The 13111-nt window shown below is 43.2% G+C and carries 15 protein-coding genes; 1 reads left to right on the plus strand and 14 read right to left on the minus strand.

Translation table 11 applies throughout. From position 1 onward, the window contains the following. Positions 1-76: 76 nt before the first annotated feature. The 14 genes from atpA to OGH69_RS09515 all read right to left on the minus strand — a co-directional run bounded on the left by atpA (position 77) and on the right by OGH69_RS09515 (position 11878). Positions 77-1651, minus strand: a complete 1575-nt coding sequence (gene atpA, locus OGH69_RS09450) for a F0F1 ATP synthase subunit alpha (RefSeq protein WP_265174217.1) — start codon at positions 1649-1651, stop codon at positions 77-79. Between the two features lie 35 nt (positions 1652-1686). Then, a complete protein-coding gene (locus OGH69_RS09455) occupies positions 1687-2109 on the minus strand; it encodes a hypothetical protein (protein WP_265174218.1) in 423 nt (140 codons plus the stop codon). A 4-nt stretch (positions 2110-2113) separates the two neighbouring features. Next, entirely contained in the window at positions 2114-2647 is a 534-nt protein-coding gene (atpH, locus tag OGH69_RS09460) for an ATP synthase F1 subunit delta (RefSeq protein WP_265174219.1), read from the minus strand. 9 nt (positions 2648-2656) lie between these two features. After that, positions 2657-3148 (minus strand): F0F1 ATP synthase subunit B, encoded by a 492-nt coding sequence (locus OGH69_RS09465; protein ID WP_265174220.1) that lies wholly within the window; start codon positions 3146-3148, stop codon positions 2657-2659. A 73-nt stretch (positions 3149-3221) separates the two neighbouring features. Beyond that, complete coding sequence (gene atpE / locus OGH69_RS09470; protein ID WP_159801307.1) at positions 3222-3422, minus strand: ATP synthase F0 subunit C; 201 nt, start codon at positions 3420-3422, stop codon at positions 3222-3224. A gap of 41 nt (positions 3423-3463) precedes the next feature. Continuing rightward, a complete protein-coding gene (gene atpB, locus OGH69_RS09475) occupies positions 3464-4516 on the minus strand; it encodes a F0F1 ATP synthase subunit A (protein ID WP_265174332.1) in 1053 nt (350 codons plus the stop codon). Positions 4517-4747: 231 nt separating this feature from the next. Next, entirely contained in the window at positions 4748-5119 is a 372-nt protein-coding gene (locus OGH69_RS09480) for a hypothetical protein (protein ID WP_265174221.1), read from the minus strand. Positions 5120-5123: 4 nt separating this feature from the next. Further along, on the minus strand, positions 5124-5351 hold the full coding sequence (locus tag OGH69_RS09485) for an AtpZ/AtpI family protein (protein WP_265174222.1): 228 nt from the start codon (positions 5349-5351) through the stop codon (positions 5124-5126). Next, positions 5329-5727 (minus strand): bactofilin family protein, encoded by a 399-nt coding sequence (locus OGH69_RS09490; RefSeq protein ID WP_265174223.1) that lies wholly within the window; start codon positions 5725-5727, stop codon positions 5329-5331. Before OGH69_RS09490 ends, OGH69_RS09485 begins: the two co-directional genes overlap by 23 nt. A 6-nt stretch (positions 5728-5733) precedes the next feature. Continuing rightward, positions 5734-8448, minus strand: coding sequence for a type IX secretion system periplasmic lipoprotein PorW/SprE (locus OGH69_RS09495; protein ID WP_265174224.1), 2715 nt, complete (start codon positions 8446-8448; stop codon positions 5734-5736). Between the two features lie 131 nt (positions 8449-8579). Further along, positions 8580-9275 (minus strand): ABC transporter ATP-binding protein, encoded by a 696-nt coding sequence (locus OGH69_RS09500; protein ID WP_265174225.1) that lies wholly within the window; start codon positions 9273-9275, stop codon positions 8580-8582. Positions 9276-9287: 12 nt separating this feature from the next. Next, positions 9288-10757: a DUF5687 family protein gene (locus OGH69_RS09505; protein ID WP_265174226.1), complete on the minus strand. Its 1470-nt coding sequence runs from the start codon at positions 10755-10757 to the stop codon at positions 9288-9290. Between the two features lie 60 nt (positions 10758-10817). Further along, entirely contained in the window at positions 10818-11534 is a 717-nt protein-coding gene (locus tag OGH69_RS09510) for a hypothetical protein (protein ID WP_265174227.1), read from the minus strand. Next, positions 11534-11878 carry a PadR family transcriptional regulator gene (locus OGH69_RS09515; protein WP_265174228.1) on the minus strand — a complete coding sequence of 115 codons (345 nt, stop codon included), beginning with the start codon at positions 11876-11878 and terminating at the stop codon, positions 11534-11536. The genes OGH69_RS09510 and OGH69_RS09515 overlap by 1 nt, the downstream gene beginning before the upstream one ends. A gap of 122 nt (positions 11879-12000) precedes the next feature. Between OGH69_RS09515 and OGH69_RS09520 the strand changes: the two genes are divergently transcribed. Beyond that, positions 12001-13053 (plus strand): ferredoxin--NADP reductase, encoded by a 1053-nt coding sequence (locus OGH69_RS09520; protein WP_265174229.1) that lies wholly within the window; start codon positions 12001-12003, stop codon positions 13051-13053. Positions 13054-13111: the final 58 nt, after the last annotated feature.

Below are 13111 nucleotides of genomic sequence, written 5' to 3' on the forward strand. Positions count from 1 at the left end.
ATAGTATTAAGTATTGAGATGTGATAATTAAGATGTCTCAATCTCACTTCTCAATACTAAAATCTAATATCTAAAATTAATATTTCGCAGAGATCTCGGCAGCGGCTTTCTCAAGCACATCAGTGATCTCGTCTGTAAATTTACCTGCTTTAAGCGCGTCAAGGGTATCCCTGTGCGTAGCTTTCAGGTACTCGATATAGTCTTTTTCGAACTCTTTTACCTTGTTAACCGGTACATTCCTAAGAAGGTTTTTAGAACCTGCATAGATTATTGCCACCTGGTCTTCCACTGTAAAAGGATCGTTAACCGCCTGCTTAAGGATTTCCACGTTCCTGCGGCCTTTCTCGATTACGTTTAGTGTCGCCGCATCAAGGTCAGAACCAAACTTCGCGAATGCCTCAAGCTCACGGAACTGAGCCTGGTCAAGCTTAAGCGTACCGGCAACTTTCTTCATCGACTTGATCTGTGCGTTACCGCCTACACGTGATACCGAGATACCTACGTTGATGGCAGGACGAACACCTGAGTTGAACAGGTCAGACTCAAGGAAAATCTGTCCGTCAGTGATCGAAATCACGTTGGTTGGGATATAAGCAGAAACGTCACCAGCCTGCGTCTCGATGATTGGGAGCGCAGTAAGCGATCCGCCACCTTTAACGATTGGCTTCAACGAATCCGGAAGGTCGTTCATGTTTTTTGCAATGCTGTCGTCAGCGATAACTTTCGCCGCACGCTCAAGAAGCCTTGAGTGAAGGAAGAATACGTCACCTGGGTAAGCCTCACGTCCCGGCGGCCTCCTTAGTAGAAGGGAAACCTCGCGGTAAGCAACCGCTTGTTTTGACAGATCATCATAGATGATAAGGGCAGGACGGCCCGTATCACGGAAATACTCACCTATCGCAGCACCTGCAAATGGAGCATATACCTGCATCGGCGCAGGGTCTGAAGCGTTAGCCGCAACAATAACAGTATATGCCATTGCGCCTTTTTCTTCAAGGGTTTTTGCGATACCTGCAACAGTTGAAGCCTTTTGGCCTACCGCTACATATATACAATATACAGGCTTGCCTGCATCGTAAAATTCTTTTTGGTTCAGGATGGTGTCGATACAAACAGTAGTTTTACCAGTCTGGCGGTCGCCAATTACAAGCTCACGCTGTCCGCGACCTACCGGGATCATTGCGTCAATCGCCTTGATACCTGTCTGCATCGGCTCAGTTACCGGCTGGCGGAAGATAACGCCCGGAGCCTTACGCTCAAGCGGCATTTCATACAGCTGGCCACCAATTGGGCCCTTACCGTCAATAGGCTGGCCAAGGGTGTTTACTACACGGCCTACCATTTCCTCACCCACTTTAAGCGATGCGATGCGGTCAAGCCTTTTTACCGTAGAACCTTCCCTGATGCCTGTAGACGGACCAAGCAATACTACGCCCACATTGTCCTCTTCAAGGTTCAATACAATAGCCTCTAACCCATTTTCGAACTGTACCAGCTCACCATACTGAGCGTTGGATAGTCCGTAAACACGGGCAATACCATCACCTACATTCAGAACTGTTCCCACTTCTTCCAAAGTAGCACCCGATTCAAAACCGGACAATTGTTTCTTTAATATTGCTGAAATTTCAGCAGGTTTAATTTCTGCCATCTTTATAATTAAGTTTAATTACCTTATTTAAATTATTATCTGCCTGAAAACTCGGTGCCGTATTTTTGAACAAGAATGTCTACATTTTCTTCGACAAGCACCCCATTGACAACAACATTAGACTTATATAGTATTTGTACTATTTTTTTATCTGTTTCTGCCAATTCAATTTTTTTATCAAGCCCTAAAAAAGATATTTGCGTATACACAAGTTTTCCCTGGGGATTACTTGGTGTGCGCGATGTACCTCCCTCTACTATTATTGTTTTCATGAATATGATCTCTTTTCCTTCGAGATTCATAAAGCTACAAGTCCCGTCAAATGTACCACATCCTTCATACTTAAGCCAAACGATATTATCTACGAGTACTTCACCCTTTTTAAATTTTACCTTTTGGGCAAAACCAGAAAAGCAAATCAAAAATAGTGCTGCGAGTAAAAAATGTAACTTCTTCATGTGCTTAATTACTTAATTCTCTTTTTAATGTATTCAGGCTGTTGGCAACAGAAGCATTGAACTGCTTATCGCCCACCCTTAGTATGAACCCGCCGATGATGGCCGGGTTAACAATATTCTTAAGGGTTATTTTTTTGTCCGAAAATTCCTTTATCTTGTCCAGTACTTTGGCTTCAAGTTCGGGAGTGATTGGGAAGGCTGTGGTAACCGTAGCTACCTGTTCGCCGTTGATGATATCAAACTGTACTTTGTACTGTTCCGCAATGGCCGGCAAAATCCCAAACCTCTTGTTTTCAAGCAGCAGCCTGAAAAGTCCCTGTGTTATGTTGTTGCTATTGGCAAATATCTCTTTAAGGGCCGCCTCCTTTATCTCTGCTTTCACTGTAGGATTGCCAAGGAAATCCTGTAGCTCTTTGCTCTCCTTAACAGAAGCTGAGATCTGTGCCATATCTTCGCTCACCTGCTGTGCAGCGCCCGAAGCCTGTGCCATTTCAAGTATCGCCTTTGCGTATCGTATTGCAGCTCTTGAACCTGTCATAACGATGGATTAGTTTAGTTTTACGTCACCTAACATTTTCTCAACCAATGCAGTTTGAGCTTCTTTGTTAGAAAGTTCGTTCTTAAGTAGTTTTTCGGCGATGTCAAGCGACAGGCTTGCTACCTGGCCTTTGATTTCTGCCATGGCTGCATTCTTTTCGCCTTCGATAACAGCTTTCGCCTGCGCTACCATTTTTTGGCCCTGAGCTTCGGCTTCGGCTTTAGCATCAGCAATCATTTTTTCCTTGATTTCACGCGCTTCCTTCATCATTGCATCCCTTTCGGCCCTTGCTTCCTGAAGGATCCTTTGGTTGTCTGCCTGAAGGTTATGCATTTCCCTGCGCGCATCTTCTGCAGACTGGAGGGCTTTATTAATAGAATCTTCCCTGCCTTTTACAGCGCCAAGGATAGGCTTCCAGGCAAACTTCCTCAACAGTACGAAGAACACTAAGAATATTATTGTTGTCCAAAAAACTAAACTTTCCGGTGCGGTAAAATTCATATATCTTGTTTTTAATTGTTTTTTTTGTAAAAAAGCTTCCCGCGGCCAACCGCGGCGGGAAGCCTGTAATTAATTACTTTGCAATCAACGCAACTACTACTGCGAAAAGAGCAACACCTTCGATAAGTGCAGCAGCAATAATCATTGCAGTTTGGATCTTGTTTGCAACTTCAGGCTGACGAGCCATTGCATCCATGGCAGAACCACCGATTTTTCCAATACCAATACCTGCTCCGATTACAGCCAGTCCGGCACCAATTCCAGCTAATACCATAATAGTAAATTTATATAGTTAATAATTAAAAAAACTCAATTTTAGTGATGATCGTGATGATCATGTTCCTCTACCGCCTGACCAATGAACAATGCACTCAACAATGTAAATACATACGCCTGCAGAGCAGCAACCAAAAGTTCCAGCACACTCATGAACAATACGAATGCTCCTGATACCGGTGCAATGGCAACCGTCTTGAATATATAGATAAGCGATATAAGGCTAAGGATGATGATGTGGCCCGCGGTGATGTTCGCAAAAAGACGTATCATCAATGCAAATGGCTTGGTCAACGTACCGATGATCTCAACCGGGATCATGATAGGGTACAGCAATACCGGTACCGGCGGCATGAAAATATGTTTCCAGTAATCCTTGCTGCCGCTTGCCGTTGTAACGATGTAGGTAATAAATGCAAGCACAAACGTGAAGCAGATGTTACCCGTAAGGTTAGAGCTGAACGGGAAGAAAGGTATAAGGCCGATAAGGTTGTTGATCCAGATGAAGAAGAAAATGGTAAGAAGGTACGGCATATACCTGGCGTACTTTTTTTCACCGATGTTCGGGATAGCAATATCGTCCCTGACAAACACTACCAACGGTTCTAAGAAGCCAGCAAGTCCCTTGGGCGCCATGCTGTTCTTTTTGTACGATTTTGCAACTGCGCTGAAGAGAAGGAACAGCACGATGGCTGATATCAGTAGTGAAAATACCAGTTTTGTTATAGAGAAGTCCAACGGCCTGGCCTCAAAGTTGAAAGCAGACTTGTCGTCTTCAGAAAGTGTTTCGAATTTGTCGGCGTAGTAGATTACCTCATTGTGGCGGACAAACTTTTGCCCGTCAGCCTCTACTACATGGTGGCCGGTGTTATCGTGGTGGAATTTCTCAGAAGAGAAAATCACAAGGCCGTTGTCGGTCCAAAGGATAACCGGAAGGTTAAAGGATACCGGGTGGCCGTCCCAGTCAAAAATGTGAAAATCGTGCGAGTCGCCAATGTGCGAATTGATAAGGTCAGAAGCGTTGAATTCCTTGTCTTCACCGTGTGCACCATGTGCTTCGTGAGTGGCGTGAGCCTCATCATGCGCTACCAAAGTGGTGTCGATTTGGGTTTCAGCGTAAGTATTTACTGAAAAACCTATCAATAAAGCAGTTATGAAAGATTGAAGTGGTTTAATTGAAATCACTATAATTTAATTTTAAATGGCTAAAACGATGTCCCAAAAATTTTTGCAAAGGTACATATTTAATTCACATTTAAAAATATCCAAATATTATTTTTGGAAACATATCCTATTTTAAAGAATATCTAATAAATCAGCTATTTAACTGGCGTTAATGAAACGCACTGCCGAAACTGCTTCAAAAGTGAGAAACAGGAAGTACGGAATGAAGAAACTGATAACGTCTGGTTCAGGAGCGGCCACATCGGCCTGTATAAGGGGAATGAAAAAAACCACCGATGCCATTACCTTCAGGAGGCACAATCCCATAAATGCAAAACCCGTTTTGTCCGGCAGCGATTTATGAACCAGCTTCAGCAATAGCAACACTATAAAAGTGCCTGAAAATAAAAAAGCATATATATGCCAAACCTCGTAATAAAACTTTCCGGGGAAATAAGTTTCGGCTACATAGTAATGCGCACCGAAAAGGGCAAGTGCAAATACAACAAAATACAGAAGGGTTTTATACATAGGATCATTTAGGGCCTTCACCAAGGTTTTTGACCTGGCGGATGACATTATACAACGCGATGAATACTGATAGTAGTGAGAATATTATGGTATACAATGAATTCGTATTGGCTGTTTTTTTATCAAGCCAAAGCCCAAAAAACACACCTGCGCAAATAATAACCCCCATCTGGAATGGGATATTGATGAGTGCAATCCATTTTTTATTCTTATCCTGCCTGTTGTTTCTCATTTGCTTTAGGCAAAGGTTTTACGGTATTCTTCATCACACAGGTGGCGCTAAATTCGGCGCCGGGCTCTACAGACAGTTTGCTTACAATCACTTCGCCCACAATATGTGCCTTTGATTTTACATTAAGTTGTTCATCAACTTCTATTTTGCCGTTAAAGCGCCCTTCAATATCTGCGTTCTTACATCGGATATCGCCGGTTACGGTACCTGAAGGCCCTATTACAATTTTCCCTTTCGAAGAAAAATTACCAACGAGTTCTCCGTCAAGTCTTATGTCGGCCTGTGAAATGATATCTCCCTTAATACTTGTACCTTCCACGATCCTGTTGGTCTTGCCCAACAGGTCGGTATATTGTTTTTGGGGCTTTTCAAACATGGTAGTTTATTTTATGGCCAAAAATCCGGCGATATTTTTTTTGATCTGTACCACTTTATAATCTTCGCTCGAGATCACAATAGGGGTTTCGGCGATCTTATATTCTTTATATTCTTTTAATACGGATGCAGCTTCTTCAGCAGCCAGCTTACTATTGAATCCATGCACTACAAGAAAATCTTCAGTCATGGTATATACGTCCTGTGTTATGGTAATCCTGTTGTTGAGGCCTTCTTTGATAAACTTCTCAATTTTAGACTTAAGGGCCTCAATTTTAGGATCGGCTGGGTTGTCAAATTTAAATATAATTTTCCAGCTTGCGGAAGCCTTGCCGAAAGCATTCTTCTCTAACGACGGGATGTCCGTCTTCAGTAATCCCTCTGCCAGCTTGCCTTCGGTTCTGTTAGGGTAGGTAAGTGCCACATAATTAAGCGACCTTTTGTATTCCTCAAGTCCTTTGAGCCTGCCGGTAACGCGGGCCTTAAGCAATTCAAATTTAGAAACGATTTCCTCAGCAGTATAGGTCTCTATATGTTTTTCAAGTTGGGCATATACCTCTCTCGGTTTCCCTTCCTCATACTGCTTATATACTGCGGCATATACAGCCTCAGGGCTTTCGTTATTAACACTTTCCAGTGTCGGGTTCTTAATGATCTCAGCATACCTGCTGTCAGGATATTCGGCAAGTACCTGCTGCTTATAGTTTTCTGCTTTGGCAGGATCTATGATCTGGTAAATTTTATACAGGTTGTATTTGGCCGGCAGCACAAGGCGCTCTTCGGGATTGCTCACCAGCAGCTTTTCGAGCTTGTCGGCAGCACGTTTATACTCCTTAAATTTTTCCTTATATATAAGGCCCAGTTGGTAGTAGGCAAAATTTCGGTCAGTAGCAAGTGTATCCAGCGTTCCCTGGCGTGTAGGCAACTGTTTGATATAGAAATCTGTTGTATAACGTTCATCTATCTTATTTTCATCCTTACTGCCACCGGAAAGGCTATCGGTGTTGGCGACTGCTGTCTCTTCAGTGCTTTTTGTCCTGTTTCGCAGTTCCGAAGCCCAACGCCAATTATCGGCCAGTGGCCTTTCACCCCATCGTTTTTTAAATTCAAGCTTGCCATATGACACTGTAGAAGGTGTATAAAAATAAAATTTGCTGCCACCACCTGTAGTACTGCCAGGCATGCCTGCAGGAGCACCACTACCCGGATTAGTTCCGGTATTGCCTTTAGCAACTGTTTCCCCTTTGCCTGCTACATTTGCGCTAAAATCTGTTCCGGCACTTCTTCTGCTATTGCTTGTCTGCATACCCCCTGCAGACCCCATGGCATCATCACCGCTAATGTTCGCCGAGGCCGCGGCTATGTTCGCCTGTCTTTGGGCTTCTGCTTCAAGCCTTTTTCTTTCCCGCTCTTCCTGCTCTTTCAAGCGCTTGATATAGTCTTCAAAAAAAGCCACCCTGCCTGCCTCCGAAAGCGATACTATGTGCAGTATGCTATCGTTGTTTTGGGCAATGGTTTCATATTTTATTACGTCTTCAAGGTTATCCCTTTTCTTTTTGATTGCTTTAAATTCTCTTCCGCGGACATCAAGGTATACGAGTGTGCTGTCATAATACTTTCCGGCCATCGGATATTTGGCATTGTTAAAGTGTATCTCTCCAATGTTCCTGTAGTTAGAAGCCATAAGGTATTTATCGGTCGACTTAGTGCGGAGGGATTTATTGTAATGCTTTATGGCTTTTGGCTTATTGCCCTGCTTGTCAAAATATAACGCAACCTGATGATGGATGATATCCAGGTATGGCCTGTTTTCGCGGTCTTCAAGCAGGTCCCTCATGTTTTTCATGAAAGCTAGTGTATCACCGTTTTCATAGTCAAAAAGCCCTGCCTGCATTGCGTGTGCCTGTATTACATAACGCCTTGGCGACTTCCTGTTCATTTCGATTACCGACTGGTAGTAGGCGTAGGCACTGTCAGATTGTTTCATTTTTCCATATAGCTGGCCAAGAATGAAACGATAACGGGCTTCTTTTTCGCGATCTTTGGTAAAAGCGACGGCTCTTTTCAATACAAAAACGGCACTATCGTTCATAGTGGAATTAATGTAAGCCTGGGCTAACATGGCATTCGCATCAGAGTAGATCTGCTCATCCATCTGGCCTTCTTTTTCTTTCAGCAACTGGTTTAGGTTCTTTATGGCGGTACCTTCATTCTCCAGGCGTATGTTCGTCTTCTCCCTCCATACCTTTACTTCATCAATACGGCTGCTTCCTTTGTGCTTATACAAAACGTAGTTAAATGCTTCAAGCGCAGGAATAAAGCGGTTGTCATAATAGCGCGCCTTGCCAAGCAATAGGTGGGCTTCATCCATTTGCGGATTCCTTTCGGTGCCACCCAGGTTCATCGAGTGTTTTTGTATTGCTTTAGTTGCTTTGGTCTCCGCCCTTTCAAAGTTGGCGTTGCGCTTGTCGGTAGGCTCCATCTCCTCCTTGTTGGGCTGCATCTTTTCTACAGGAAGAATGTCCCAATAGTTATCTGCATAGGTGGTTTTAAGGTCGTTGATCCCTGCCTGCAATGCAAGCTCACCGTTATACAATACGTTATACTCGGTGGTAACCGCATGATAATTGCGGTTTATAAAGTTGTCCTTTTTAGTAGAGCAGGCGATTATGAAACCTGCCGCACCGCAAAGAAGAATATATTTACAGGTACTGGTTTTCAATGTAAAAGGTTTTTATCCTTAACTTTTAAAATCTCTTTTTAGTATAGAGAGGGGTAAAAATACGCTTCTTTTTGGTACGAGAAACTTTTTTGGCAAAAAAAATCCCTCGCTTTGCGGGGGATCGAATTTTATTACACTGCAAAGAACTCTTCCAGTTCCTTCAGGGTTTCCTGCGAAGTACGGATGTCTTTTACGATCTGTCCTTTTTCCAAAGCCACAATACGGTCGCTCACCTCGGTGGTGTGCATTAGGTCGTGGCTCGATACCAATACTGTTACGTTTTTATTGTCTGCCAGCTCGCGGATGATTTTCTTGAGCCTGAACTGCGTGGTAGGGTCCAGGTTGGCAAATGGCTCATCGAGTACGATTAGTTCCGGATTGCCAATCAGGGTCGCAATGATCCCCACCTTCTTCTGGTTACCTTTAGACAGGTCGCGCAGGTATTTCTTCTTGTTTAAGATCTCTCCATTAAAAAAGTCTTCGTACTTTTTCAGGAGCGCATCCACATCAGCTTTGTTTTGTCCGCGCAATTCGCCTATGAAGTAAAAATATTCTTCAGGCGTAAGATAGCCAATCAGGAACGATTCATCCAGAAACGCTGCCGTTACGGGTTTCCAGGCTTCACTTTGGTTCACTAGTATGCCTTTTATCTTCACTTCGCCGTTAGACGGTTCTATCAAATCGAGCAGCAGGCTAAAGAAGGTTGTCTTGCCAGCGCCATTATTGCCTACCAGGCCAAGGCTTTCGCCCTGACGAATGTGCAGGTGCTCTATGTTCAGTACGGTTACACCACCGTAGGTTTTCCTTAAATTTTGTGCCTGTATCATAGTTGTATTGTTTTATGATTTTTGTTTGTAAGCGTCAAGGGTTTTGTATTTTTCCAGTTTATAAATCTTCTCAACCTGTCCGAACATGAAATTCCTGAATGCAAATCCAAGTATCCCCGATCCTGCCAGTACCGCATAACCTACCGTTGGGCCGCCTATGGCATCGCCAATGATATAAAAAGCAATAGGCAACAGCAATTTTGGAATGGTAAGCAGCATAGTTTTCATATTAAATGCTTTTTTGTCACCAAAGGCCTGCTTGCTGCTTGCAAGGTCGATGGGTGTTTTAATGAAGGCGCCGCCAAATAATACCAAATATGAGTTAATGCCGATATTGTATACCGCACCGGCCACAATAATAAGGTAGGTATCGACACCAAAGTACAGGTAAAAGGATGCCAGCACTGTACTCACCAGGGTAGCTATCACAATAAGCCACCATTTGGAGGCGATATAGTCTTTATAGGTAATGTTCTGGCTCATCATCAGGGGATAATAGGCGCTATCCCAGCTGGGTACAAATTGCCCAAACGTAAACAGGAAACCTCCTGAAACAAATATTCCCGCAAATACTTTCCAAAAATCATTATCATAAGCTTCAATGGCGCCTGTCATGAACAGCAGCCCGTAGAACAGGAACAGAAAGCTCATGATTACGGTAGTCTTTGAACGCTTGTTACGGCGTATCAGCTTGATGTCGTTCTTCAGGAATGTCCCCATTGTGCCAAATCTGTTGAGCCAGGTGTAATCCTGCGTTTCAGCGATATCGTGCTTGCCCTTAAGGCCGGTATCGAGGTACAATGCATTGCGAAAATACCTGAATGTTGCGACCCAAAGCCCAGCCAACACAGCAACCGGAATTAGGAACATATAGTATGTGGCATAAAAGCCGTGGTAAAATATGGAGGTTACAATGGTAATGTCAAAAACCTGGTAGTACTGAAGACCCGCTATTCCGGCAAAAACACCAAGTATCACCATAAATACCCAGTCTTTATTATTAGCCAGGATATTGAGGAAATTATTGCAGTAGATAAGCGCGGTTACGCCTAACCACCAGAACAGTACATTTAATGTATCATATCCTTCGGCTACAAGCCTTACAGCGAAAGGGACAAACAGGAAATAATGAAGAAAGTTAAAAAATGACAGAACTGTCTTTCCTATAGCAAAGTGAACTATGGTGCTTCTTTTAATTGGTAAGGTAAGCAACGGGCGAATGTTCATCACAGGAATCTTCTGCAGGAATATGCGTAGCAGAAGGTCCATCAGCATATAATAAATCATGAATTTGCTTATGATGACCAACGGATCCTGTCCGGTTTCCTCAATAATATCAAAGCCAAAAAAGCCAAGCGATAAAAATATGATTGTAAAATAAATGGCAGCAATAATCATAAATATCTTCATGACGACATTTGAAGTGAATGAAGATGCCCTGGTGAATGCTTTCCATTCCAGGCTGATGAATTTTGTAAACATAGATTGGTTTTAAAGTTGGTGAATAATCAGTCAGGAATTACACCATAACGTTACACTTTTTTATGCTAAATTTTCGAGTCCGTATTCCGGATACACTTTTTGCAGGTAGGTTTTTGCTTTCGACGGCATCCTGAAAAGGACTACGTAATCATAAATGAACATCAGTGACAGTACAATAGACATTACTGTCGCGAGCAGAGGGCTTATCTCGCCATCCAAAACAAAATGGGAAAACTGCATTGGCACCGTCATCATGACACCAAACCCGCCGCAGCTGAATATGATTTCCTCGAAAAGCCATTTATGCCCCGTATCTTTCAGTTTTTTGCGGTATTGTTTTTTCAGGCGGTGCAATTTCCATGAGGAAGTGACTAAAAATGCCAGCATGAATAAAGCGTAGCTATGATGATAGGCCATGAGTGAATGGTACATTCCCCAAGTTGCCAACACAGCAATTAAAAGCACAGGGAAGGTTAATACCGACCTGAATTCCCGCCATACCAATCTGTAATACCTTTTAAATAGCGCATTGTGCCGTTCGGCCACAATATCGCTAAAGCCAAAGATGCCAAACTTTTTGAACTCCGCCTGCAATGCCTCCTCAAACGATAGCAAGGGCTCCTCCTCCCAACGCTGCTCAATGGCATGGGCCAGATGGTCGGCCAGCTCGCATTGCAGATCGTGGTAATCTACGTAGTGTTTTCGGGTAAAGTCAAACAGCTCCCTAAGCTGTTCCGCATTTATTTTTTTAGACTTTTCGTTAATTGTCTTTTCCATCAGTATTCCGGTTTAAGCACAGCTCCTCCTACCAGGCTCTGCATGTTCTTAATGAATTCTTCCAGCTCTGCAAGCCGGTTCACAGTTTCGGTTTTTCCGCTTTTGGTAAGCCTGTAGTACTTGCGCAGGCGGTTATCTACCTTTTCCACCTCTACCTCCAGGTGGCCATCGCCTTCCAGCCGGTGGAGTGCGGGATAGAGGGCGCCTTCGGTGATATTTAGCCCGCCACCGGTTATTAGCTTTACCCTTTGTGTAATCTCATAACCATACATCCTGCCGTTTTCCTCCAGCAGCTTCATTATAATTGTAGTAAGGCTGCCTTTGTACAGTTGCGAATTTTTCATCAGTTGCTATTTACTGAACAAAAATACATAATAATCTTATGCATAATAATTTTAGGTATATTAAAAATTTGTATTATTTCATTTCCGCAAAAGGAATGCTTATTTTTGCAGAAATATTCAACATGTCAACATTTCATTCACTTGTCATAAAAGATATCAGGCGCGAAACACCACAAGCCGTTTCGATTGCCTTTGAAATACCCGAAAAACTTAAGGGTGATTATAATTTTACCGCTGGCCAGTATATAAACATTAAAACGCAGTTTGAAGGGCAGGAAATACGAAAGGCCTATTCCATCTGCTCTGCACCCGGAAGCAACGAGCTCAGGGTAGCCATCAAAGCTGTAAAAAATGGAGGCTTCTCTGTTTTTGCCAATGAAAAGCTTGCACCGGGCGACACCATGGAGGTGGGTACCCCCGAAGGCAAGTTCACTTTTGAACCTAAGGCCGACAGGCAGCGCAATTATGCAGCCTTTGCTGCAGGTAGTGGTATAACACCGGTATTGGCAATATTACAATCTGTACTACAGGGAGAACCCGAAAGCACATTTGTTTTGGTATATGGGAACCGTACGCCACAGGAAACCATTTTCCACGATTTTTTACATGAGCTCCAGCAGAAGTATGTAGGTCGTTTCTTTGTGCATTTTGTGTACAGCCAGGCACGTGCCGAAGACTCACTTTTCGGAAGGATTGAACGTTCCACAGTAAACTTTGTGCTGAAGAATAAACATAAGGAAAAGGATTTTGAAAAATTCTATCTGTGTGGTCCTGAAGACATGATCCTTACGGTTAATGATGTTTTAAAGGAAAACAATATCCCTGAAAAGAACATTAAGTTTGAATTGTTCTCAACCCCGATTGCTGAGAAAAAAATTCAGGAAAACCTGGACGGGCAAACCAAAATCACAGTATTGGTTGACGATGAAGAGGTAACCTTTATGATGTCACAGCAAATGACAATACTGGATGCCGCTCTTAAGCAAGGCATAGATGCTCCATATTCCTGCCAGGGTGGAATTTGCAGTAGTTGTATGGCCCGTTTGTCAGGAGGAAAGGCCGAGATGAAAAAGAACGCCATCCTTACTGATAGCGAAATCGCCGAGGGGCTCATTCTTACGTGTCAGGCGCACCCTACAACATCGGAGATTTATGTGGATTTTGATGATGTTTAAGTAGTCAGATTAAATATTAAAAGCCTCGGTATTTTCAAAACCTGGGGCTTTTAATATC

Origin of the sequence: Flavobacterium sp. MFBS3-15, from assembly GCF_026107645.2 — a bacterium.
GTDB lineage: Bacteria > Bacteroidota > Bacteroidia > Flavobacteriales > Flavobacteriaceae > Flavobacterium.

Excerpts from the sequence above, each read along its gene's own strand:
- atpA (WP_265174217.1), bottom strand. The coding sequence starts at position 1,651 with ATGGCAGAAATTAAACCTGCTGAAATTTCAGCAATATTAAAGAAACAA.
- OGH69_RS09455 (WP_265174218.1), bottom strand. The coding sequence starts at position 2,109 with ATGAAGAAGTTACATTTTTTACTCGCAGCACTATTTTTGATTTGCTTT.
- atpH (WP_265174219.1), bottom strand. The coding sequence starts at position 2,647 with ATGACAGGTTCAAGAGCTGCAATACGATACGCAAAGGCGATACTTGAA.
- OGH69_RS09465 (WP_265174220.1), bottom strand. The coding sequence starts at position 3,148 with ATGAATTTTACCGCACCGGAAAGTTTAGTTTTTTGGACAACAATAATA.
- atpE (WP_159801307.1), bottom strand. The coding sequence starts at position 3,422 with ATGGTATTAGCTGGAATTGGTGCCGGACTGGCTGTAATCGGAGCAGGT.
- OGH69_RS09480 (WP_265174221.1), bottom strand. The coding sequence starts at position 5,119 with ATGTATAAAACCCTTCTGTATTTTGTTGTATTTGCACTTGCCCTTTTC.
- OGH69_RS09485 (WP_265174222.1), bottom strand. The coding sequence starts at position 5,351 with ATGAGAAACAACAGGCAGGATAAGAATAAAAAATGGATTGCACTCATC.
- OGH69_RS09490 (WP_265174223.1), bottom strand. The coding sequence starts at position 5,727 with ATGTTTGAAAAGCCCCAAAAACAATATACCGACCTGTTGGGCAAGACC.
- OGH69_RS09500 (WP_265174225.1), bottom strand. The coding sequence starts at position 9,275 with ATGATACAGGCACAAAATTTAAGGAAAACCTACGGTGGTGTAACCGTA.
- OGH69_RS09505 (WP_265174226.1), bottom strand. The coding sequence starts at position 10,757 with ATGTTTACAAAATTCATCAGCCTGGAATGGAAAGCATTCACCAGGGCA.
- OGH69_RS09510 (WP_265174227.1), bottom strand. The coding sequence starts at position 11,534 with ATGGAAAAGACAATTAACGAAAAGTCTAAAAAAATAAATGCGGAACAG.
- OGH69_RS09515 (WP_265174228.1), bottom strand. The coding sequence starts at position 11,878 with ATGAAAAATTCGCAACTGTACAAAGGCAGCCTTACTACAATTATAATG.
- OGH69_RS09520 (WP_265174229.1), top strand. The coding sequence starts at position 12,001 with ATGTCAACATTTCATTCACTTGTCATAAAAGATATCAGGCGCGAAACA.